We start from the raw sequence: 22,600 nt of genomic DNA, 5'->3' as shown, positions 1-22,600 counted from the left end.
AAGTCATGCGTGAATTACAGGCACAGATTATCCGTGAAATGGGCGTCAAGCCCAACATGACCGAAGAGCAGGCACGCGAAGAAGTGGAGCGCCGCATCCAGTTCATCTGCGACTACCTGGAAGCCACTGGAAGCCGCGGCCTGGTACTGGGCATCAGCGGCGGCATTGACTCCACCCTGGCGGGTCGCCTCTGCCAGCTGGCGGTGGACCGCCTCAATGAGCGTGGCCGCACCACCGAGTTCGTGGCAGTGCGTCTGCCCTACCGTGTGCAGCACGACGAAGAGGACGCGCAGGAGGCGCTGCGTTTCATCCAGCCCACCCGCTCCCTGACCTTCAACATTGCCGAAGCCGTGGATGGCTTCGACACCGCCTACGCTGCCGCGACCGGCGAGCAGATTAGCGATTTCAACAAGGGTAATGTGAAGGCGCGCGCCCGCATGATCGCCCAGTACGCGATTGCTGGCGGCCCCGGCTACCTGGTGGTCGGCACCGACCATGCGGCGGAATCCATTACGGGTTTCTTCACGAAGTTCGGTGACGGCGGCGCGGACCTGCTGCCGCTGGCTGGTCTGAATAAGCGCCAGAACCAGCTGCTGCTGCGTGTTTTGGGTGCGTCTGAGCGTCTGTGGGCTAAGCCGCCGACGGCTGACCTGCTGGACGGCGTGCCCGGCCGTACCGATGAGGATGAGCTGGGTCTGACTTACCCGCAGATTGACGACTACCTGGAGGGTAAGGAAATCGACGAGGCGGCAGCTGCAAAGCTGGAGCAGATTTACCTGCGTAGCCGCCATAAGCGCACTACTCCGGTGACGATTTTTGATTCTTGGTGGAAGAACTAGCGCGGAAGAATCTAGCGTCTTCCGGTTGAGCGCCTCAACCAGCGTAAGAACTAACGTAAAAGCCCCGGCTCCCTCGATGGGAGTCCGGGGCTTTTACTATGTTTTCGCAGGCTGAAGACTATGCCTTCTGCTCGGACTGTGCGCCAGAAACCTGGGCAGCCTGAGCATCAGATTCCTCAGAACCTTCAGCTTCTACCTCAGGCTCAGCGGGCGGTACCTTCGTGCCGCCCGTAGCGAGGAACAGTACCAGACCCAGCACGCAGGCGAGCACCTGAGTGAAGGGGAACGCCCAGGTCAGGCCCTTAAAGCCGAACCACATATTGCCGAAGTACACGGCGGGGAAGAACAGCAACGCAATGCCGAGGGTCATCAGCATTGCCGGGCCGCCCTTACCGGATGCCTGGAACCAGGAGACAAACACGATGCTGACCGCGTTGAACACGGCGGCAAGCATCAGCGCGACCAAGACCTCTTCGCCGGTGGAGACCAGACGCTCATCACCAACCACGGCAAGCAGTTCGCGGCGGAAAATCAGCACCGGGATAGTGAGCGCCACGGAAGTTGCCACAGACAGTATGGTTGCGGTGCGCAGCGCCTCCTTCACGCGGGCGCCGTTGCGGGCACCGTATGCGTAGGCGTACAGCGGAATACCGCCCATGCACAGGCCCATACAGAGCATTTCGGGCACCATGTTCAGGCGCATTGCTAGGCCGAATGCCGCCACAGTATCATCACCGTAGGAGGCAGCGAGGTTGTTCAGCAGCAGGGCGGAGAAGATCAGGTTCAGGCTCTGAATGAGCTCAGCGGCACCGACCGCGACCACGGGCTTAATGATGGCGGGGTCGAGGGAGAAGTCACGGATGCTCGCGGAGAAGTTCTCGCTCTTACGCATCAGGAACAGCAGGTAATACAGCATGGACGCTACATTCGCCAGGACCATCGCCCAGCCGGCACCGGCGATACCCATGTCCATGATGGCGATGAACAGCACGTCAAAGATGCAGGTGACGACGGTACCGACGATGATGCCGTACATGGACTGCTTGGCGTAGCCTTCGGATCGGACCAGCTGTTCCAGGGTGAACATGCCGATGGCGAAGGGGGCGCCGAGGAACATGAGGTGCACGTAGATGCGGGTCGGTTCGTAGGAGCCGCCGGAGGCACCCATAATGCCGGTAATCGGGTCGGCAAGGATGAAGCCGATAATGGCGGCGATAACGCCTGCACCGAGTGCCGAGTAGAGCGCGAAGGAGGTGACACGGTGGATTTCGTGGGCGGGCTGACCTTCGCCAAGCTTTCGGGAGGCGAGGGTGGAAGCGCCCAGACCGAACAGGCCCGCAATTGCCATGATGACACCGAAGACGGGCACGCCGTAGCCGGTGGCGGCGAGCTCTTCGACGCTGCCGTAGTGGCCGACGAAGTAGGAGTTCACCACATTGTAGATGCTGGTGATGGCGAGGCCGAGTGCCATGGGCACGCCGAGAGAGAGTAGCGCCTTGAGGATGGGGGCGTCTTTGAGCAGGTAGATGTTCTGCGGGTCTTCGCTTGCGCCGTGCGGGCCATGTCCTGCGGCGGGTGCGGTGTTGTTGGGCGCGTTGTTTTCAGTCTGGTGGGACGTCATAGGTTCCTTGGTCTGTGCGGTCCGGTCACTTGTGTGCGTCAGATAGACGGCTGATATCCGCGAGTGTGCGGGGCCGGGGTGCCCGAAATGTCTTACTCATTCCCTGGGCCGTTGAGGCTTCCGCGGGGGGGTGAGTGCGGGCGTAACTTTCATATTTTACCGATGTTCAGTGCGGGTGGGTAGATACTCACCCTAAGCAAAACCTGCCTTATGGCCGCTTGGGGTGCGCAGATACGGGAGGGCGCACAGAGGCAGCGGCAACATAAAGTAACGAGACGCCCCTCCCCGTTCAGGGGTGGGGCGCCTCACCTCATACGTATCGCATGTAGGAGCGTGAGCTATTCGAGCTCAAGCGGGCCGAGCACACGCGACACCTCAATGTCCAGGCGTTGCTGGATTTGGAGCAGTACGTTCGTGTCGATTCTGCCTTCGTCACGCAGACGCTTAAGGATGTCACGCTGAACTTCGAGCACGCCCAGGCGCAGTTCCTTTTCCTTTTCGTTCGCTTCGAGCACCTTCAGCACGTTCTCGGGGGTGTCGTCGCCGTGCATGTGCAGGGTGTGCAGGTTGCGGTACATACTCATGTTGAACATGTACTCTTCCGCGATGCGGTCGATGACTTCCTGCGGGGCGTTGATGCGTCCACCAATTTCCTCGATGGAGTCGAAGGACTCAGCAATCAGGGTGCGGATTGCTTCGTTCATCTCTTCTTCTTCGCTGTTGTCGACCGGCAGGTTCGCCCAGCGGATCACGGCGGGCAGCAGCATGCCCTGCACGACCATGGAGCACAGCACCACACCGGACACCACGAAGATCACGAAGTCGCGGTATTCAACACTCGCCGGGATGGACAGCGCCACCGCCAGGGACACGCCGCCGCGCAGACCAGCCATGGTGGATACGACACGGCCGCGGTGGGTGGTGCGCAGGGTGCGCTGTTTTTCGCTACGGTCAAGCAGTCGAATCATGAAAACGGAGGCGTTCAGGAATACGTAACGAATGGCAATGCAGGCAATCCAGGCGACCAGCACAACGAGCAGGCCGTAGCTCCAGGTGGTGCCGTAGAGGTTAATGGTGACGCCCATACGTTCCACGGCGGTGGGCAGCTGCACACCGACCATGACGAACAGCACAGCGTTCATAACGAAGGTGACGAACGCCCAGGTGGGCGTACCATAGGTGCGGTTCTGCGGCTTGATGGTATCCGGGCTGTAGTAGGTGAGGAAGAACGCCGCGATTACGACAGCAACCACGCCTGAGCCCTTCATATCGGGGAAAGGCTCGATCTTCTCCGCGAGCAGGAACGCAATGAAGGGCACGCTCAACATGAAGCATGTGAACCACATCGGGTTGTCGATGTGGGCACGAATCTTGTTGGCTGCCCAGCCGACCGCCAGACCGACCAGAATACCGATGAGGAAGGAGAAGAAGAACATGCCGCTGGAGTGGCCGAGGGAGAGTCCTTGGCCGGCGGCTACCTGCATCGCGAGGGTTAACAACACGAGGGTCGTGCCGTCGTTAATGAGTGCCTCCGCCTTAAGCGTGGTGATGGAGGACTTGGGCAGTTTGCCGTTGAGGGTTGCGACGGCGACTGCGTCGGTGGGTGCGAGCGCCACACCGATGAGCAGGGCCGCACCCCAGATGCTCACGCCAACGAGCTCGTGCAGAATCCCGGCGACACCGAAGGCGGTCACGATGACCAGCAGGGTTCCGGTGAGGATAATGCCTCGGATGCGGGTGCGCGCTTCACGCCAAGAGGTGTTGCGGGCTTCCCAGAAGAGCATGATGGGCAGGAAGATTTCGAGGATGACGTGCGGCGGCAGGCCAATACTCTGAACTTCGTGCAGTTCGTGGGCGGGCATAATGCCGATAGCCAGGCCAATGAAAATCAGCACAATGGCGGGGGTGATCCGCGTTTTGTGCGCGATTGCGCTGCCTACGAGGACAGCGAGGGATAGTGCGATAACGACTTCGAGCATGCTGTTCCTTTTCTTGGGCACAGGGGTACTGGACGCTCGGGTGCTGATATGGGTGTGCCCGAGCGCAGTTCCTGGTGCGCTACATGGTCTGTGAAATGTGTTGATGGTTGCCCTGCTGGCTTTTGTTCTAGGTGGCGTTTACGATGTGGTGAGCGCCTACCCGCGGTGCCCGTGTGCAGGGTTCTACTGGGTTAAAGAGTATACCGGCGGTTTTATTTCCTACGCTCGCTGGCGGGGCTGTCTACTTCATGGGTGCGGGCACCTTTCATGACATTTTGTGTCATTCTGACGTAAACTTCGGGTCGTACCGTGTCAGAGAACAGAAAATCCACCTCCGTGAGTGCGCGCGAGCACTCAGAACGTGAGAAGATAAGGTCATGACTGATAACAACACCGTAACCGGCAGCCCGCTTGTTAAGCGCGGCCTGGCCGACATGCTCAAGGGCGGCGTCATCATGGACGTCGTCACCCCCGAACAGGCTAAGATCGCTGAAGATGCTGGCGCTGTTGCCGTCATGGCTCTCGAGCGCGTTCCCGCGGATATTCGTGCGCAGGGCGGCGTGGCTCGTATGTCTGACCCGGACATGATTGAGGGCATCATTGATGCTGTTTCGATCCCGGTCATGGCGAAGGCACGCATCGGCCACTTCGTTGAGGCTCAGATTCTGGAGACCCTGAAGGTCGACTACATTGACGAGTCTGAGGTTCTTTCCCCCGCTGACTACGTGAACCACATTGATAAGCACCAGTTCAAGGTTCCTTTCGTGTGCGGTGCTACCAACCTGGGTGAGGCTCTGCGCCGCATCACCGAGGGTGCCGCTATGATCCGCTCGAAGGGCGAGGCTGGCACCGGTGACGTCTCTGAGGCAACCAAGCACATCCGCACCATTAAGCGTCAGATTGCTGAGCTGCAGGGCCTGTACAACACCATGCCCGACGAGCTGTACGTGAAGGCTAAGGAACTGGCTGCACCGTACGAGCTGGTTCGTGAGGTTGCTCAGACCGGTAAGCTGCCCGTGGTCATGTTCACCGCTGGTGGTGTGGCTACCCCCGCTGACGCTGCAATGATGATGCAGCTCGGTGCTGACGGCGTGTTCGTTGGTTCCGGTATTTTCAAGTCGGGCGACCCGGTTGCTCGTGCGAAGGCTATTGTGAAGGCTACTGCTTTCTACAATGACCCGGAGAAGGTTGCTGAGGCTTCTCGCGGCCTGGGTGAGGCTATGGTCGGCATTAACGTTGCTGACATTCCGGCACCGCACCGCCTGGCGGAGCGCGGCTGGTAATTCGTGCGCGCACCCCGCATTCGGGGTGAGTGTTTGATGAGGGGGTGGGGTTCGCTGAGGCGGGTCCCACCCTCCTTGTGTTTGTTGTTTTGTGAAGGGAGCGGTGATGAAGGTTCAGCCTACCGGTGTTTTGCCGGGTGAGGGTTTGACGGTTGGTGTTTTGGCGTTGCAGGGCGGCGTGAGCGAGCATGCGGAGATGCTGGAATCTTTGGGTGCGCAGGTACGTTGGGTGCGTACCGGTGAGCAGCTTGAGGGTCTGGATGCGCTGGTTCTGCCCGGTGGTGAGTCGTCGACGATTGACCGTTTGACCCGTATTTTTGGTGTGCGTGAGCCGCTGATTGAGGCGATTTCTTCGGGTCTGCCGACCCTGGGTACGTGCGCTGGCCTGATTATGTTGTCGGAGCGTATTGATGATCCGGCGCCGGGTCAGCAGTCGCTGGGTATTTTGGCTGTTTCGGTGGGCCGTAACGCTTTTGGTTCGCAGGTTGATTCTGCAGAGGTGCGCCTGCCGTGGTTGACCCCTGCCGGTGATGAGGTGGTTATTGATACGGCGTTTATTCGTGCGCCGATTGTGACTGGCACTGGTGAGGGTGTGCAGGTGACGGCTCGTCATGAGGGGAAGATTGTGGGTGTGCGTTCGGGTAACCTGATTGGTATTTCTTTCCACCCGGAGGTTACGGGCGATACGACGGTGCATGAGGAGCTGCTGGCTCTGGCACGCGAGGTGAAGGGCAAGTAGCCCCTCCCCCAAAAAATAAGCCCGGTAATGAGCTTTTAAAGAGTTGTGGCGGTGACCGTTGTTCGGTCACCGCCACAACTGTTTTTGAGTGGGCTTATGCACGAGTGGGTTTATGCGCGGGAGCTGCTGGGGGTTTGGGGCTGGGCCTTCCACTGCTGATAGGCGCTCGTGGCGAGGAATCGTGCACGGTTCGCATCGCTGAGCGTCTTGATGTCTGCGGGGGCTGCCTCGTACCACTTTTCGTAGAGACGAATGATCATCTCGGGGTAGGCGGCTTCTTCCAGGTCTGCGCGGTGGGGGATGAATTCGTTGCGGTTCTTGATGTCTCGGTACTCGCTGCCGGCGAAGGGGTCGGTGACTCCGACGCTGGGGTGAGCGTTGTAGGCATCGATGTTTTGAACGTATTCGGGGAGGGTGCTGCGCCCTGCTTTGAGTGCGGCGTGGCATTTGCTGTCGATTTCGCTGGGCTCAATGATGTGGGCGCCGTCTGCGAGGATGTGCCGGTACTGGATGTACGCGGGGTATTGTTCATCGGTGCGCGGGGCGGGCTTGGCGGCTTCTGCTGATGCGAGATCTTCGGCGGAGTATGAGGAGCAGCTGATGTACGGTGTGGTGCTTGCCGTTGCTGAGGCGCTCGCCGTGGAGGGTGAGGAGGTGCTGCTTGCCGCGGTGTTCGCACCACCACAGGCTGCAAGGAGCAGGGGCAGGATAACTGCGACGGTACCGTATCGCAGTACGCTATAGCGGGGGTTGAGGGTCCTGGATTTCGGGGCCATAATGTCACCTCATTGTGGGCTGGAACATATCGATTTGACCCTCACTATACGGGCGGTTTTGATACATGGTCAAGAGAAAAATATGTTTATTTTTTAAAATCCAACACCTCGGAAGAAAATCGACAAACAAGTTTATTCAGCGCCTTGACTTGCGTAAATACGGAAGGCACCGGGCTCTTGAAGTAAACATGTCACTAAAACACCAGCGTCAGGTATTGCTATTTGCCCGATAATCAGCGGAAGCCAACATGCCCGGAGGAGCACGGTTAGGGTGCCGATGGTGCAACCTCCAGCTCCGTAAGAGCCTGCATCTCGACGACCCAAAGCTTCTAGAGGAGATAGTAGATAAGTCCCCTAACGTATTCCCAGAGCAGTACCAAGATGACGCACTGCACAACAAATGCGGCTATAGCTGCGAGGGTTGGTATCCAGTAGCTACGCTTAGAACATGCAATAAAAACTGCTATAAAAATAACGCATGAGACAATATCGGGACCCCAGAGAATGAATGCCTGTAGATCATATGGCCACAATATTCCATGTATATATTCTGTAGGGACTTTACATGAACTTAAGATATTGCCTTTTAAAATTTCATAAGTCCCATACATTTTAAAAACTAAATATAGCGATGCGATCCAAAAAATTCCTATACGAAGCTTGACACCCAGCCACATACTAAAAGTCTGCCATAAGCTAGCTGATACAACTCCCACCACAAAGAAGGGTATATAGTCGAAATATGCACTTTGCCACCTATCACATGGCGATACAAATCTATAGAAATCTGCATACAGGGCAGTTGGGAAAATATAGAAAAATTGCAATACAATGAGAAATAAGATATACAAAATTATTTTCTCATTTACGGCAAACATCTTATAAGTAGAATTCATGATGCCATTTCCTTTCAGTAGCATAAAAAGCTAGTAGCGGAACATCGAACACATAGCCTCAATGTTGTTTTTCTTATCCACTAAGCCTCAAAGCCAATACTGGGATAGGTAGGCGACCCGCAAAGCCTCCGCACTCTTACCTTATCTACCTCATGTTTAAGCAGGTCAGAACCTTAAGACTACTGGGTAGCACACTTTGTGTCTAGAGTGTTGGTTTTAAACTAAGATGATATTTTCCATTGACCGCATATCAAATATTTGGGTATGTTTAGACGCAATATATCGTTCCATCCCTATTGTGAGGTGGTCTCATGACCCACACCCCCGTTTTTCTTTCGTTCCGTTCCAGCGGTCTACGACGCAGTGCCGCGCTGGCGATTCTTCCCCTACTTCTTGCCTCCTGCAGTAATTCCACCAGTGCGGCATCAAACACTCCGGCACCCTCGAATACAACCATAGCTTCATCCCCGTCAGCAACAAGCGCCACCGGATCCGCTTCCTCTTCCGCGGCGAAGAAGAGCTCCACCCCCTGCCTTGAACCTGACGAAGCCGCGAAAGCTGAAACCCATAAGCAGCAGGAAGCCATCAGCGCCGACCGCGGTACGGCACTGCCCTCCTACGTCTCTGCGCGGCATGTTGTGCGCAACCAGGCGAACTTCCCCACCCGTGCCGAAGCTGAATCGGCGGGAGCCGAGTGCCTGGCGCTGTACGAGAAGAACAAGGCCGATCACGCCTACGCCGCGGCGTGGGTGCGCGCTATCGATGACAATAACGTGGCAAGCGGAAAGGTAGCCTCCGGCCCGCGCAGTGACATCCAGAGCGCAGACCCCTACAAGGCAAGCAACTACGTCGATATTCGAGAGGGTAAGGAGTACTTCCCGACCCGCCAGGAGCTACTCGCGGCAAACTACCCTGAGAACTACATTGTTGCTTTTGAGGCGTGGGCGCAGCAGGCGCCAGCCGATGTGAAGCAGAAGAGCGACGCGAACCGTGCGGCCGCTAAAGATACGCGCTGGTCTGAGGTGGTAACCCTACCCAGCCCCGACAACCCTGTCTAATCGAACCCCGTCTAATCTGAGTCTGTCTCATCTTAAAAATAGTTGTGGCGGTGACCGTTGTTCGGTCACCGCCACAACTGTTACACGCTCGGACTAAGGCAGGAACGCCAGCCCAAACTCAATAATGATTAGCGCAATAGCACACGCGAAGAGTACCCCACGCGACACATTGAACTTCTGCCAGAGCTCATACAGCTGCCGAGGAACCACCCAAATAACGCACGCATGAAAAGCAAGCGAGAACGAGGCGTTACCCCACTGAATAATCATCAGGGCAAGAGCAAAACCCACGCCGAGCACATCCAGGATGCGCAGGTGCTTTCGCGCCTGCTCCTTCTGCTCCCGATAGCCCGGGTCGTTTGGCGACGTTCGCGGTGCTTTCTTCAGCTGACCCACAATGATCAAAACCGCCAGTGGGATCAGAGAAATATCGAAGAACATAGAAACCGCCTTTCATGTTGAGGTTCGCTCGCTACGCCGGTGACGAGCTGATGGTGCACCATCATTGGTGAAAATTTCTCAAAAATAAGTAGTGTGCAACACTTATATAACGTATTGTGGGTTACTTTACGGCAAATATAGACCCTGTTCAAGAGGTAAACACCTCCCGAAAGATTTTTAAAAATAAGGGCGCCGGGAACCCTAAGTTCCCGGCGCCCACTCCCCAGCTGCTCATACCTCAGCGGGGTTCAATTTAGAGGCGGAAGAAGCCTTCCACCGCGCGGGTCATGTACGCCATATCGTCCACATGGCACATCTCGCGCATCGAATGCATCGACAGCAAACCAATACCCACATCCACAGTGCGCATGCCCAGGCGAGTCGCCGTGATCGGGCCAATCGTCGAACCACACGGCATGTTGTTATTCGACACGAACTCCTGATACGGCACACCAGCCTTCGCACACGCCGCAGCGAACACGCCAGCACCCACCGAATCCGTTGCATAACGCTGGTTCGCGTTAATCTTCAGCAGCGGGCCGCCACCGGGCAGCGGCTGCACGGTCGGGTCGTGGTGGCCCTGATAGTTCGGGTGCACCAGGTGACCGGCATCAGCCGACAGACAGAACGACGCCGCCACCGAACGGCGGTACTCCTCCGTGCTCTCACCACGCGCAGCGGACAGGCGCACCAGAATATCCTCCAGGAACGGGCCCGCCGCACCACTGCGCGACTCCGAACCAAGCTCCTCATGGTCGAACGCTGCAAGCATCACGGTCTCGGTGGCGTACTCGTCCGCATTATCGGCAACGTAACGCTCCAGGGCGGTCAAACCCGCATGCACCGAAGACAGGTTATCCAGGCGGCCGGAAGCGAACAGCTCCTGATCGGCACCGAAGCGGCACGGAGGCTGCGAATCAGCGAACAGCAGGTCGTAACCCACAATGTTTTCCGGGTCGACCGGCTCGCTGTCAATCACGTGCTTCGCCATGTAGCCGAGCACATCATTCTCCGCCGGGTCCACGCCCCACACGGGGTACATGTTGAACTGCTTGTCCAGCACCAGTTCGTTGCGCTTGTGGTCCAGGTGCGGCGCCAGCTGCGGGATGCGCGCAATCGGGCCGGTGCGCACCAGGCGGTCCTTCAGCTCCCCGCCCTGAAGGACGGTGAGGCGGCCCGCCACGCACAGTTCGCGGTCCAGGAAGGAGTTCAGCAGTGCGCCGCCGTAGTTCTCAACAGCAATCTGGTGCCAGCCCTTCGTGGTGATGGAGGAGGAGGGCTTGACCTTCAGGGAGGGCGAGTCGGTGTGTGCACCCAACACGCGGTAGCCGCTTGCCTTCTGCGCCTTCTCGCCGCCAGCCCAGGCGATAATCGCGCCGTCGCGAACGACAAAGTGGCGGCCGGTTGCGACCTGCGGGTCCCATGCTTCAGTCTCTATAAGCTCGGTGAAACCTGCTGCTTGCAGGCGGTGCGCTACCGTGCGCGCGGCGAGGTAAGAGACCGGCGAATCCGCCACGAATGCGGCGAGGTCTTCAATATTTTTTACAGCATCAACAGTCATGGTTTAACCCTACCTTTTCTTGGGTGTTGACGAGGTGACCCGGGCGATAGCCCACGCGGTGTGGAGCAAGAGCCCTGGTGAGGCCCGCATGGAGTGGGGCGGGTGGGTTGGGGTAGCTGGGCTAGAGCAACCCGCCACAACCTTTAGTTATCAACCTTGAGCGGCTGTGTTTCACGTGAAACCTCGCCGCGGCGAGCGCGTGCGTTGAAGATCAGGCAGGCGAGCACCACGTACAGGCCTTCCAGTGCGATACCCTGCAGTGCATCCACGGGGGTCACGCCCTCGGAGGCGAAGGGATCCAGACCAGCCACCATGGACAGCAGCATCAGGATCACGTTATTTGCCACGTGCAGGCTGATGGAGGCTTCCAGACCGCCGGTGTACCAGCAGAGGAAACCGGCATAAATACCCATCGCGAGAATCGTGCTCTGACCCCAGGGGTCGTATGCGTGGGAGAACATGAACAGTACTGCGGGTAGCACAATCGGCAACCAGGGGGTGCGGAGCCAGCGGCCAAGCATCTGCATCATGAAGCCGCGGTAGGCAAGCTCTTCGGCGTAGCACTGCACGGGTACGAGGAGTAGCATCATCGCTATATAAACCCAAAATTCAACCTGTGGAGGTTGAAAATAATGGTATTCAGGCAGGTTCGCACCGCTCACCACCAGCATCACGGCGTAGTAGATGCCGTAAACCGCGAAGCTCAAAGCCAGGTACGGAAGCAGCAGTGAGCGGCGCAGGCGGCCCGCCACCGAGTGGATTAGACCCCAGGGCTTCGGACCCACGACTAGGCGCGCTACAAAGAGCGAAGGCACGATGGCGACGAGGGAGAGGAAGGTCAGCGCGAACAGTGCCGGGTGTTCCATGATGACGGCACGGTTCGTAGCTACATCCTGGAGGGAAACTCCCGAACCCCTAACCGACATAACCAGGGCGACTGAAATGATCAGGTTGAGGCCAATAAATACGGCGACGCCGAGCAGACCTTCCAGCAGGGGTGAGAACCAACGGGATTTCGGGTCGGCATGGGAGAGACGGTGGTAGGCAAGGCCGGCAGGCGCAGTAGCAGCTGCGGGGGTTCCGGCGGCTACCTGCGGGGGTGCGGGAGGCGGTATCGTGTTCATTCTTTAATCCTAGCCTCCGCGGGTTCACTGGTGACCGCGCATACGGCAACCTTCAAGAACTAATCGATACGGGATGTTTCAAAACCATTGAAAAGCCGTGAATTACAGTCAAAACCCACCATTCACGGGGTTCATTTTCTGAACCTATGCCATAATTTGTAGCGATAATACGCTCATATACATAGTCGCTGATGACCGCTCTTCCGGGGTGTTTTTTCAGCACCAGAAAGGCTACTTTCTTATGGCACTCGTCTTCAACCCGCCGCCCAACTGGCCCGCTCCTCCTGCCGGATGGGCCCCCACTCCCACGTGGCGTCCTGACCCCGCGTGGGGTCCCGTTCCTGAAGGCTGGCAGCTGTGGGTCGAAGAGCCCGAGCCCGAACCCATTCAGGTTGAAGAGGCCACTATTGAGCCACTGATTCCCAAGGAGCCCGCTGCTGAGGCAGCTCCCGCTGCGCAGGTTGTAGAGGCACCCGCGGCTGAGTCAGCTGAGGATTCCTCCGGGCCCAAGCCGATGCGTCACCTGACTCAGGTTCCGCTGGCCGGTGTCACTCTGCCCGAGCAGGTTCTCGCATCCCAGTCTTCCGCACTGTCCGATCCCACTGTTTCTGAACCGGTTGTTTCCGAACCTGTTGCAGAGCCCGCTGCTGAGGCTGTTGAAGCTCCCGTAGTACCGGCTGTTTCTGAGCCCGCTATTGCTGAGCCCGTCGGCGAGGTTACTCCCGAGGTACCGGCGGCAGCTGAACCGGTTGCTGAGGGTCCCGTAGCTGAGGTTCCCGCCTCCACCGAAGAGGCTGCCCACACCATCGAGAGCTCCCCGCTGGTTAAGTTCCACACTCCGGAAACCGAACGTACCGTGAACCTGTCTGAGCAGCCCGGACAGAACGCGCAGGGCGACCAGAACGCGGCGTTCATCCCGGCGGGTCAGGTACCGAATGGTTTCCACCTGAACCAGGCTGATGGTTTCCAGGGCCAGAACTTCCAGGGTGGCCAGAACGTCCAGGGCAGTCAGTATCAAAACAACCCCTACCAGGGTCAGCCGTACAACGCTCAGCAGCCCTACGCGGGTCAGGTGTCTGGTCAGGACCAGGCAACCGTGGCACTGAGCAACCCCTACGGTACCGAGCCCGCAGCTCAGGGCAAGGACAACTCCCAGAAGAAGGGCCTGTTCTCCGGCACCAAGATTTGGGGTGTTATCGGTGGTGTGCTGGCTCTGCTGATTGTTATTATCCTGGCGATTGTCATGCTGGTTCCGCGTGGCGGCTCGACACCCACCTCCGATTCTTCCAAGTCGGCGAGCACAGCGGTTACTTCCTCTGAGGCATCCCCTGAGGCTTCTTCCGCAGCGCAGGTCGCTGCTGCTGAAGCGAAGATGCCCGAGGGTGAGTTCAAGGAATACAAGAAGACCATCACCGACAACAAGGACACCATCGAGATTGAGAAGCTCAAGGGCGATGTGTCTACAGGCCTGCTCTACTACGAGTTCAAGCCCGCAGATGGTGTGGTTAACGCCTTCATCTCTAGCCGTGATGAGAAGGGCAACAACAGCGCAGGTGTGAGCGTTATCGACTCGACCCGCGACGGCAAGGACCTCAAGGGCACCGCATGGATTGACGCGAGCGGCCACTCCACCCCCACCCGTAAGCTGGAACTGACCGGTAAGGGCGAATGGACCATTCGCGTCTACGATGCAGACTCCGCACCCCACTACAAGAAGGGTGAGAAGTTCCAGAGCACCATGAACCACTACGCTTTCACCTACGAAGGCACCGAGGCGACCATGGAGTTCCAGACCAGCGGCCCGACCAGCCGCGGCTTCAGCGTTCTAAACGCAACTAAGAACGACCCGTTCTTCTCCTCGACCATGTCGCCTGTGAAGGGCAGCATACAGTGGGTTCAGAACAACAAGAGCTACCTGCAGGTTCGTACCGACTCCGCAATTATTTGGAGCATCGGCACTAACTAGTGGCTTGGCTGACTAGATCAACAGGCTGGGTATAAAAGTATCCCCCGCATCCGAATAGGTGCGGGGGATACTTTATACCGGAATATTTATATACTGGGATACTTTTATGCCCGGAGTCTATGCTCTGAGGTTCTGTCGGATGGGCTTACGCCCCTGCTGGATGCGCCCGCCGCCGTGAGCGGGCAGCAACCGTGAGCGGGCAGCAACCGTGAGCAGGTAGCCGCCGTGAGCAGGCGGTTTCTTTAGCGGGAGTACTTCGCCTCTGCCAGTTCGGCACCTGCGGCGTATGCCGCACGTTCCACCAGCTGACGATTCGCCAGGTACACGAAGAACGTCACCAGGATGAACAGGTACATCAGCTGGTACGGCATAGTGCCAGCCATCAGGCCCAGGGATCCCTCGGGCACCATCAGAATCTGATCCGAGTTGAAGTGCGGGGAGAGCGCCAGCACAATCCAGAACGGTGAAATGTACATACCCACCAGCGCCGCAGTCGCCAAGATAACAGCCAGCGTGAAGACGAAGGAGCTGACCCGCTGGTACATGAGCGGGAAGATTTCCATGACCACGGCGGCGAGCATCAGCGGGTACCAGGTGTTGTGGTGCGACCAGCTGATCGGCGAAATCTGCAGCATCATGAACGCGGTCAGCGCCAGCTGCGCCATGAGCGCGCGGGCACGAATCAGCGGAACCAACAGAACCGCCGTAACCAGCACAATCAGCAGGGTCAACGCCACCTGCACCACCGACAGGGCGGTAGCCGTCAGATGATGCTGCAGGCCCGCATGGGTCAACGTACCCATAATTGACACATTATCAAAGTAGCTGAACCAGCCCACACGCGAAGTATCACGCACCGCGTGGAACCAGAACGTCAGCGACTCCTCCCGAATCACTAGGAAGCCGATACCCACGGTCGCGGCGAAGCTAGCACCCAGGGTCGCGATGCCCTTCCAGTCCTTACGCATGAGCAGCAGCAGACCGAACGCGAGCGGGGTCAGCTTAATACCCGCCGCAATACCCAGCAGCACGCCGCGCGGAATGCGGGTTGCCGGACGCATAAAATCAGCGAGAATCAGCACTAAAATGATGGCGTTAATCTGCCCAAAATGTGTGGTCAAACGCCACGGGCCGCACATCCAAATAAGCGCCGCAATCAGCGATACCATACCCCAATGACCCAGGTGCTTCTGCAACGGCAAACGCCACGAGTGGCTCCGCGCGTAGGAGTACAGCAGGTACGCACACCAGTAGCTGAGCGCGCAAATAATGGCTGTAATCAGCAGCATACTCTGCGGTTCGGTCAGGAACGCGAGCGGGTAGAAGAGCAGCGCCGCAAACGGCGGGTAGGTAAACGGCAGGCCACGCGTGCGGAAGGTGTACAGCTGGTAGCCGTCCGGGCCGTCCGCGAGGGAGACAGCGCCCAGGCGGTACACGTAAATATCGTCGGCCGCCGCGTGCGTCACGTAGTCGAAGGCGTAGAGGGCAACCAGGATGAACAGCAGGTGCGCCCAGAGAGCGCCGCTGCGCATGCCGGGGATGCGGTCAAAGAAGCCTGGACGCGCAGGTTTTGTGGGCTCTGCGGCAGGCTCCGCACGTTCTACAGTGCTTTTAGCAGCCGGTTCCGCAACCGCGAAATATGCCGAAGCCCACGGGATTATAGACGCTACCGCCTCGGCGTTCTTCTCGCGATTCTTCTCGCGGCTCACGCGGTTGCCTCCCGAGAAGTAGTAGCCGCGTATTCAGATACAACGGCACGAGCACCCCACCAGCCCAGGGGCGCATCGCTTTCGGCTGGTTCAACCGGAGCGCCACGCACCGGCGCACTCAGTGCGGCAACCGACCAGAACATGACCGTAGCCCACAAGGCAAAGGATGGAAAACCACCAATAGCTACGCCGGGCCCCCATAGGAATTCCAAGCCATTCATATCTAGCTGGGTGATACTGCCGATAATACGCGGTGAAATATACAGGCCCACACCGGCCACCCACGCCAGCACGCACGCAATTTTTTGTGCCGCGGAGGGAAGATACACCATAAAGGTGGGGAATGCGTCTAGGATAAGGGCTGCCAGCAGTAGCGGCAGGAGAACATTGTGATGCGACCAGCTAATCGGTGAAAGTGCCACCATAAGAGTGCCGGTCACGGCCACCTGTGCAAGGGTTTTGCCGCGGCGTTCAAGCTGGTAGAGCAACACGGCAACCAGGGCAATGCTGAGCGCGGCCAGGGCGTAGAAGCCGAGCTTGAGGGCTGTGCCCTTCAGACCGAAGTGCATGAGCCAACCCTGGATGGAAATATTATCCACGAAGTTAATGTCGCCCACGCGGGAGGGGTCAGAGATTGCTGAGAACCAGAATTGGGGAGCCTCATTCGGCAAAAGGATAAAACCGACCGCAATTGTTGCCAGGAAGGTGGCGCCTAAGGCCGCGATGCCCTTCCAGTCGCGGCGCACCAGCAGGATAAGGCCGAAGACCAGCGGAGTAAGCTTTAAGCCACCCGCAATACCGACGAGCACACCGCGCGGCACGCGGGTTGCCGGACGCACAAAATCGGCAAGAATCAGCGCCATAATGAGCGGATTAATCTGCATGAGGTCAAAAGTACGTCGCCACGGGCCGCACAGCATCACCACGATGGTCAAGGCAGCGATAGTTCCGGTACGACCGAGGCGACCCTGCAGGGGTAACGCACGACCGGAAGTCTGGGCATAGTTATAGATAGTGGCCGAAAGCCACCAAGCGGCGGCCGTGGTTCCCAGCACCATAATGGCTTTGCCTACCTCAAGCGGCAGGAACGCAAAGGGCAGGAAGACTAGAGCCGCAAACGGCGGATAGGTAAAGGGGAGCTTCAACACCCCAATTTCAATAAATGCTGGCGCGTATAAATCCTTGGTAAACCCCTCATTGTCGAAGATGGTCATGGCACCCATGCGGTATATGGAAAAGTCCAGACCGCCGAAGGGGTTAATAAGGATTTCAAAGAGGTAACCGCACACCACCATGAGGATGAGTGCCACAATAGCGATTTTTCCCCAGATGGGGGTGGTGGAGTCAGTCCTTGTCACGAGGTGCTTGTCCTTACCTTGGTACCGGCGGATGCGCGCATAAGGTGGGCGGGCATCTGATTTTGGAATCCTAATAGTTTATCGCGCGCACCTGTGAAAGGTGCATTGGGGAGAAGATTCGCAGGGGAAGAATCAGTTGAGCGCACAAGCACAACTATCACGGTATGAGCCGCCTTCATATGCACGTCATGTCTTCAAAATTGGTACTACCCGGGCAATATAATGGGCTTATTGGCACCCGCCCCAATGCAGGGGTACCGGGTGCCGACCCGCACACCGACGTCCACGAACAACCAGCAGTGAAAGCAGTGATCACGTGAGTGAACATCTCGGCACCCCACCCGAAGGTGAGAACACGAGCGGCAAACCCGCAAGCGTCTCCGGAGGCGGCTCCTCCGGCCTGAGCATTGGCGCGCGTCCGGCTGATGTACCCGGCGGGAACCTCACCCCCGAAGAGATTGCACGCCGTGCATCCGGTCGCGGTACGTGGCATCGTCGCGCCTCCAAACCCGTCTCTTACTGGATGTTCACCCTTATCGGTGCGCTTCTGGTGCATAAGCTTATCCCGAATAGCGGCTGGCTGCTGGTGCACATTGTCACCCTCGGCCTAATTACGAACTCGATCCTGATCTGGTCGCAGCACTTCACCGAAGCGCTCATGAAAATCAAGATCCCTGACGAACACCGTGGCACTCAGGTGCGCCGCATCTTCATCCTGAACGCCGGTATTCTCGTGCTCATGGTCGGCATGATCGGTCAGCTGAGCATGCCCGGACTCTACGCCGCCACCGTGGTTGGTGCACTCATTGTGGGCGCCATGGTCACGTGGCATGCCCTGTACCTGCTGAAGCAGATGCGCCAGGCTCTGCCTTCGCGGTTCGGTGTGACGATTCGCTTCTACATTGCGGCGGCGCTCATGCTGCCCCTCGGTGCGACGTTTGGCGCGATGATTGCATACCCGAACCTGAAGGGCACCCTGCACGCCCAGTTCCTGCTCGCGCACGAGGTCGTGAACGTGCTCGGCTTCGTCGGTATTACCGTGGTGGGTACGCTGGTGACGTTCTGGCCGACTATGTTGCGCACGAAGATGGTTGATAAGGCGCTCACTTACAGCCTGCGCGCCCTGTACCTGATGTGCGGCGGCTTGGCGTTGTCACTTGTCGGATCAATATTCGGGATGCGCCCGCTCGCTGCCGCGGGCCTGGTCGTCTACCTGGTCGGTCTGCTTATTGTTGCCTGGGTGATGGTACGTACCCTGCGCACCAAGCGCCCAACCGAGTACCCGCCGATGGGCGTCGGCATGGGCTTCCTCTGGCTGATTATTGGCGTGGCGGCCACCGCCTACATGGTGGCAACCACCCCGTTCGCCGTCATGGATATTCGTGCGGTCACCCCCATCTTCGTGGTGGGCTTTCTACTGCAGGTGCTGCTGGGTGCGATGAGCTACCTGCTGCCTCAGCTGATGGGTGGCGGCCCGGCGGTGGTGCGCGCCTCCAATAAGGAGTTCAGCCGTTTTGCTGCCGGTCGCGTGACCGCCGTGAATCTGGCGCTGCTGATCTTCATGATGCCCAGCTCCATGGTGGGCCAGTCCATTAAGATGGCGGTCGCCATCGTGGGTGCCCTAGCACTTATCGCCTTTATCCCGCTGATGGTGCGCGGCGTGAAGGCTTCCGTGAATACCCGCAAGGAAATGATGGCAGCACGCGCCCGCGGCGAGAAGCCCGTCTTCAATCAGGAGGCGCTCACCCCGGAGCCCGTCCCGCACGCCAAGCAGAGCTTCCAGGCGGCACTCGCGGTTGCTATGGCGTTCCTGCTGGTCTTTGCGGTGAACCCGTCCGCATTGAACCTGCCGTCGGTTTCTTCGTCGGGTTCCGTGGCTGCGACCGGTCAGACCACCACAGTGCAGGTGAAGGCGACCAGCAACTACCGTTTCACCCCCGCCGAGGTCGAAGTACCCGCCGGTAACCGTCTGGTCGTTGAAGTCACCAACGACGATGAGGGCATGACCCACGACCTAACTTTCGATAACGGCGCGACCACCGGCGTTATCAACCCTGGCGAGACGAAAACCGTTGATGCCGGCATCATTACCGCCGACCAGGAAGGCTACTGCTCCGTGGCGGGTCACCGCTCCCTGGGCATGGTGTTCAAGGTGAAGGCGACCGGTGCCTCCGCAAACCAGGTGGCACAGAATGGCCACAACCACGGTTCTGCGGGCGGCCACAACCATGCCGCGTCGGGTAGCACTCCGACCCTCATGACCGTTGCGAACAGCAAGATTGACATGTCCGCAGCACCCGGCAGCGGCTACAAGTACCACAACCCAAACATCCCGGCACCGAACACCGCCGAGCGGGTGAACGGCAAGACCGTCCGCAAGGTCACCCTGGAAGTTGAGGAAGTCGACCGCGAGGTGGCGCCCGGCGTGACCGTTCACATGTGGACGTTCAACGGGCAGAACATGGCACCGATTCTGCGCGGCAAGGTCGGCGACATTTTTGAAATTACACTCATCAATAACGGCACGATGGGCCACTCGCTGGACTTCCACGCGGGCATGGTCTCCCCCGATAACACGATGAAGACCATCGCCCCCGGTGAGCGTCTCGTCTACCGTTTTGAGGCGAAGGGCGCCGGCATCTGGCTATACCACTGCGGTACCGCCCCGCTGAGCCTGCACATGACCCAGGGCATGTACGGTGCGGTCATTATTGACCCGGCGGACCTTGACCCGGTCGATCACGAGTATGTGATGGTTCAGGGTGAGGCGTACCTGCACGACACCGGAAAGACCGCCTCCGACGGCAATAAGCTGGCGGAGAACTCGCCGGAGCTGATTGCGGCGGGCACCCCCACGCTGACCATGTTCAACGGTCACGCAACCCAGTACAAGGCGAAGCCGCTGCAGGTGAAGAAGGGTGAGCGTATCCGTATTTGGGTGATGGTTGCAGGCCCGAACCTGGGCACGAGCTTCCACGTGGTCGGTTCGCAGTTCGACACGGTTTACAAGGAGGGCGGCTACCTGATGCGCCGCGGTGTGGATGCGTTCGGTAGCCGTGACGGTCACAGCCAAGCACTGGGTTTGGCGCCCGCTCAGGGTGGCTTCGTGGAGATGCAGTTCTTGGAGTCTGGCACGTACACGTTTGTGAACCACTCCTTCTCGGAGATGGAACGCGGTGCCGCCGGCAAGATTGTGGTGACCGACCGCTAGTAGTGGCTACCCGCTAAACCCTCACGCTATGCGCTTCTAGCGCCCTGTAAGAGGTTGACCCCGCCCCGGTGCATCCTGTGAATGGATACGCCGAGCGGGGTCTTTCTATGCCCGAACAGAGCGCCGGCACACACCCCGGTAAACAACCCGGCAGGAGCCTGCACGCGCATCGGCGAACTATGCTTTTAGCCTCATGGGTGGACTTCTCTTAGCTAGGAGCGGGCATGGTGCGCTAGTCTATAGGAATGGCAGATTGCACTTCGGGCGCCCCTTCCGAGCATAATGTTACGAGCGCTTCCAACCACATTTCCGTTTTGGCGGACGAACAGGCTTCTTCTCGGCAGCGTAAAGCTTTCCTGCTTCGCTTTCTCGCCAGTTATAACCTGGGTCCGGGTTCTTCAGTCAAGCCTTCTGTGATGAGTTCCGGCCACTAAATTCATTTTTTTGAATAACCCACTACTCTATATAGCCGATAGAGAATATTCCCTTTTGTCTATAGTAAGCGGCTGACATCAGCCGCCATTCTCCTACTATTCACTTTTATATTTACTCTTAACAGCGCGAGGCGCCGACCCCCATTCTCAGGGTTCGGCGCCTCGCGCTTTGTACGACTGGAGCGTGCTTAGTTAAAGATGGCGCGCACGACCGAGTAGCCGGAAACCGGGTACACAGCATTCACAGTTGCGGGCTTCTCGCTCTCGTCCGCGATCTCGATGGACTCGATGCCGCACAGTAGCTCCTCGAGCAGGATGCGCAGCTCCAGGCGTGCCAGGGGGGCACCGGGGCAGACGTGGATGCCATCACCGTACACAAGGTTGCGGGACTGGTCGCGGTGCGGGTTATAGGTGAGGGCATCTTCGAAGGCATCCTCGTCACGATTGGCGCTTGCCCAGTTGATGGTCACGCGGGAACCGGCGGGCAGGGTGCGGCCGCCAAGTTCAGTGTCCTGGGTGGTGATGCGGCGGTTGGTGACGAGGGTGTCTTCAAGTCGCATGATTTCTTCAACGGCGAGAGCGATTTCGCTACGGTCATCGATGGCGTTGCCGTCGGAGAGGGATGCGCGCAGACGGTCCTGCTCGGCACGGTTGCGTGCCAGGAAGTTCACGAATACGCCCACGGTTGCGGAGACGGTGGACAGCTCACCCACGGTCCAGTTACGGATGAGGCTGACGATTTCTTCGTCAGTCATGGTGCGGGGCTCTTCGCCGGGCAGCTGTACGGTGTCGGTGAGCAGTTCGGCGGTGACGTCCTTGGGGTTACCTGCTACGGCATCTTCGCGGCGCTCATCGAGCAGCTGGCGGATGTAACCGTCGAATTCGAGGGCAACCTTAGCGATTTCTTCGCGGTCGCGGCGAAGGGTGGCGACACGGTTCTTTTCGATCCATTCGGTGAGGGGCTGCTCGAGGCATGCGGGCCAGCCCATGAAGGCGTTCTGCACGCGCATTGCGTAGGCCTGGCCGAAGCCCTGCATGACGTCTACTTCTTCGCCTCGGGGCAGTTCTGCGATGAGAGTCTTCACGGCGTCACGGATGACAGGTGCGAACTTTTCGAGGCGTTCGGGGGTGAAGTACTTGTCGTTGACGGTGCGGAAGGTGGTGTGTTCGGGTGCGTCCATGCCGTTGGGGACGGCGATGTGGCGGGTGGAGACGACATTGGAGTAGATTTCGGGGTGATCAAGTACGTGCTGTACGTCGGCATTTTTGAAGACGGAGTAGCCCATGAATTCATCGTGGGCGACGGGGCAGCGGCGGCGCATTGCGTCGTAGGCAGCTACCTGGTCTTTCTGCACTTCTTCGCTTCGGAGGTCCCAGTCGTTGTGTACGTTCTCAGTCATTGTTCACCCGTATTCGTAATAGAGTTGTGGTGTGCTGGATGCAGGGGTCCGGGCGATGCACATAGGGCAGGGTCGGGCGTGCATTCGAGCATGTGTAGCCATTATTAGTTGTTAGTTCTTTGACCGTATCACTTAAGGGCTGGTTGCGCAGGATAGGCGTTCCTTGTTTTCTCATTCAACGAACGACTTCGGGTAAGGCGAGGGC

General features: G+C 58.5%; 15 protein-coding genes. 6 read left to right on the top strand and 9 right to left on the bottom strand.

Translation table 11 applies throughout. The annotated features are described in order from the left end of the window. Positions 1-5 precede the first annotated feature (5 nt). Positions 6-839: an ammonia-dependent NAD(+) synthetase gene (gene nadE, locus ACUXHH_RS07605; RefSeq protein ID WP_279741524.1), complete on the top strand. Its 834-nt coding sequence runs from the start codon at positions 6-8 to the stop codon at positions 837-839. A 118-nt stretch (positions 840-957) separates the two neighbouring features. On the opposite strand, the gene ACUXHH_RS07600 is transcribed toward nadE, so the two are convergent. Both ACUXHH_RS07600 and ACUXHH_RS07595 read right to left on the bottom strand, forming a co-directional pair. Continuing rightward, positions 958-2,460, bottom strand: coding sequence for an MATE family efflux transporter (locus ACUXHH_RS07600; RefSeq protein ID WP_458391167.1), 1,503 nt, complete (start codon positions 2,458-2,460; stop codon positions 958-960). Between the two features lie 338 nt (positions 2,461-2,798). Beyond that, positions 2,799-4,439 carry a Na+/H+ antiporter gene (locus tag ACUXHH_RS07595; RefSeq protein ID WP_458391166.1) on the bottom strand — a complete coding sequence of 547 codons (1,641 nt, stop codon included), beginning with the start codon at positions 4,437-4,439 and terminating at the stop codon, positions 2,799-2,801. 377 nt (positions 4,440-4,816) lie between these two features. Between ACUXHH_RS07595 and pdxS the strand changes: the two genes are divergently transcribed. Together pdxS and pdxT are read left to right on the top strand one after the other, a co-directional pair. Then, entirely contained in the window at positions 4,817-5,722 is a 906-nt protein-coding gene (gene pdxS / locus ACUXHH_RS07590; RefSeq protein ID WP_005507298.1) for a pyridoxal 5'-phosphate synthase lyase subunit PdxS, read from the top strand. Between the two features lie 106 nt (positions 5,723-5,828). Then, on the top strand, positions 5,829-6,461 hold the full coding sequence (gene pdxT, locus ACUXHH_RS07585; protein WP_279789831.1) for a pyridoxal 5'-phosphate synthase glutaminase subunit PdxT: 633 nt from the start codon (positions 5,829-5,831) through the stop codon (positions 6,459-6,461). A 110-nt stretch (positions 6,462-6,571) separates the two neighbouring features. Here pdxT and ACUXHH_RS07580 read toward each other — a convergent pair whose 3' ends face one another. Beyond that, on the bottom strand, positions 6,572-7,237 hold the full coding sequence (locus ACUXHH_RS07580) for a hypothetical protein (RefSeq protein WP_458391165.1): 666 nt from the start codon (positions 7,235-7,237) through the stop codon (positions 6,572-6,574). A gap of 1,207 nt (positions 7,238-8,444) precedes the next feature. Here ACUXHH_RS07580 and ACUXHH_RS07575 point away from each other — a divergent pair. Then, positions 8,445-9,191, top strand: coding sequence for a hypothetical protein (locus ACUXHH_RS07575; RefSeq protein WP_279741533.1), 747 nt, complete (start codon positions 8,445-8,447; stop codon positions 9,189-9,191). Positions 9,192-9,284: 93 nt separating this feature from the next. Here the strand turns inward: ACUXHH_RS07575 and ACUXHH_RS07570 are convergent, their stop codons facing one another. From ACUXHH_RS07570 to ACUXHH_RS07560, 3 genes are all read right to left on the bottom strand, one after another. Further along, the gene (locus ACUXHH_RS07570) at positions 9,285-9,632 is read right to left on the bottom strand and encodes a hypothetical protein (RefSeq protein WP_279741535.1); all 348 of its coding nucleotides are present in this window, start codon (positions 9,630-9,632) and stop codon (positions 9,285-9,287) included. A 253-nt stretch (positions 9,633-9,885) separates the two neighbouring features. Next, the gene (locus ACUXHH_RS07565; RefSeq protein WP_458391164.1) at positions 9,886-11,193 is read right to left on the bottom strand and encodes a M18 family aminopeptidase; all 1,308 of its coding nucleotides are present in this window, start codon (positions 11,191-11,193) and stop codon (positions 9,886-9,888) included. A gap of 143 nt (positions 11,194-11,336) precedes the next feature. After that, on the bottom strand, positions 11,337-12,317 hold the full coding sequence (locus tag ACUXHH_RS07560; protein ID WP_279741538.1) for a CPBP family intramembrane glutamic endopeptidase: 981 nt from the start codon (positions 12,315-12,317) through the stop codon (positions 11,337-11,339). A 241-nt stretch (positions 12,318-12,558) separates the two neighbouring features. Between ACUXHH_RS07560 and ACUXHH_RS07555 the strand changes: the two genes are divergently transcribed. Continuing rightward, positions 12,559-14,283: a hypothetical protein gene (locus tag ACUXHH_RS07555; protein ID WP_458391163.1), complete on the top strand. Its 1,725-nt coding sequence runs from the start codon at positions 12,559-12,561 to the stop codon at positions 14,281-14,283. Between the two features lie 242 nt (positions 14,284-14,525). On the opposite strand, the gene ACUXHH_RS07550 is transcribed toward ACUXHH_RS07555, so the two are convergent. Further along, positions 14,526-15,992 carry a glycosyltransferase 87 family protein gene (locus ACUXHH_RS07550; protein ID WP_458391162.1) on the bottom strand — a complete coding sequence of 489 codons (1,467 nt, stop codon included), beginning with the start codon at positions 15,990-15,992 and terminating at the stop codon, positions 14,526-14,528. Then, positions 15,989-17,350: a glycosyltransferase 87 family protein gene (locus ACUXHH_RS07545; protein WP_279741543.1), complete on the bottom strand. Its 1,362-nt coding sequence runs from the start codon at positions 17,348-17,350 to the stop codon at positions 15,989-15,991. The genes ACUXHH_RS07550 and ACUXHH_RS07545 overlap by 4 nt, the downstream gene beginning before the upstream one ends. Positions 17,351-17,666: 316 nt before the next feature. Between ACUXHH_RS07545 and ACUXHH_RS07540 the strand changes: the two genes are divergently transcribed. Further along, the gene (locus ACUXHH_RS07540; RefSeq protein ID WP_458391161.1) at positions 17,667-20,561 is read left to right on the top strand and encodes a multicopper oxidase domain-containing protein; all 2,895 of its coding nucleotides are present in this window, start codon (positions 17,667-17,669) and stop codon (positions 20,559-20,561) included. A 622-nt stretch (positions 20,562-21,183) separates the two neighbouring features. Here ACUXHH_RS07540 and ACUXHH_RS07535 read toward each other — a convergent pair. Next, a complete protein-coding gene (locus tag ACUXHH_RS07535; RefSeq protein WP_279741546.1) occupies positions 21,184-22,395 on the bottom strand; it encodes a cytochrome P450 in 1,212 nt (403 codons plus the stop codon). Positions 22,396-22,600: the final 205 nt, after the last annotated feature.

This window comes from Rothia sp. 110740021-2, from assembly GCF_054263775.1.
The sequence above is the reverse complement of the archived record's forward strand: the minus strand, read 5'-3'. Positions and strand labels throughout refer to the sequence as shown.

Excerpts from the sequence above, each read along its gene's own strand:
- nadE (WP_279741524.1), top strand. The coding sequence starts at position 6 with ATGCGTGAATTACAGGCACAGATTATCCGTGAAATGGGCGTCAAGCCC.
- ACUXHH_RS07600 (WP_458391167.1), bottom strand. The coding sequence starts at position 2,460 with ATGACGTCCCACCAGACTGAAAACAACGCGCCCAACAACACCGCACCC.
- ACUXHH_RS07595 (WP_458391166.1), bottom strand. The coding sequence starts at position 4,439 with ATGCTCGAAGTCGTTATCGCACTATCCCTCGCTGTCCTCGTAGGCAGC.
- pdxS (WP_005507298.1), top strand. The coding sequence starts at position 4,817 with ATGACTGATAACAACACCGTAACCGGCAGCCCGCTTGTTAAGCGCGGC.
- pdxT (WP_279789831.1), top strand. The coding sequence starts at position 5,829 with ATGAAGGTTCAGCCTACCGGTGTTTTGCCGGGTGAGGGTTTGACGGTT.
- ACUXHH_RS07580 (WP_458391165.1), bottom strand. The coding sequence starts at position 7,237 with ATGGCCCCGAAATCCAGGACCCTCAACCCCCGCTATAGCGTACTGCGA.
- ACUXHH_RS07575 (WP_279741533.1), top strand. The coding sequence starts at position 8,445 with ATGACCCACACCCCCGTTTTTCTTTCGTTCCGTTCCAGCGGTCTACGA.
- ACUXHH_RS07570 (WP_279741535.1), bottom strand. The coding sequence starts at position 9,632 with ATGTTCTTCGATATTTCTCTGATCCCACTGGCGGTTTTGATCATTGTG.
- ACUXHH_RS07565 (WP_458391164.1), bottom strand. The coding sequence starts at position 11,193 with ATGACTGTTGATGCTGTAAAAAATATTGAAGACCTCGCCGCATTCGTG.
- ACUXHH_RS07560 (WP_279741538.1), bottom strand. The coding sequence starts at position 12,317 with ATGAACACGATACCGCCTCCCGCACCCCCGCAGGTAGCCGCCGGAACC.
- ACUXHH_RS07555 (WP_458391163.1), top strand. The coding sequence starts at position 12,559 with ATGGCACTCGTCTTCAACCCGCCGCCCAACTGGCCCGCTCCTCCTGCC.
- ACUXHH_RS07535 (WP_279741546.1), bottom strand. The coding sequence starts at position 22,395 with ATGACTGAGAACGTACACAACGACTGGGACCTCCGAAGCGAAGAAGTG.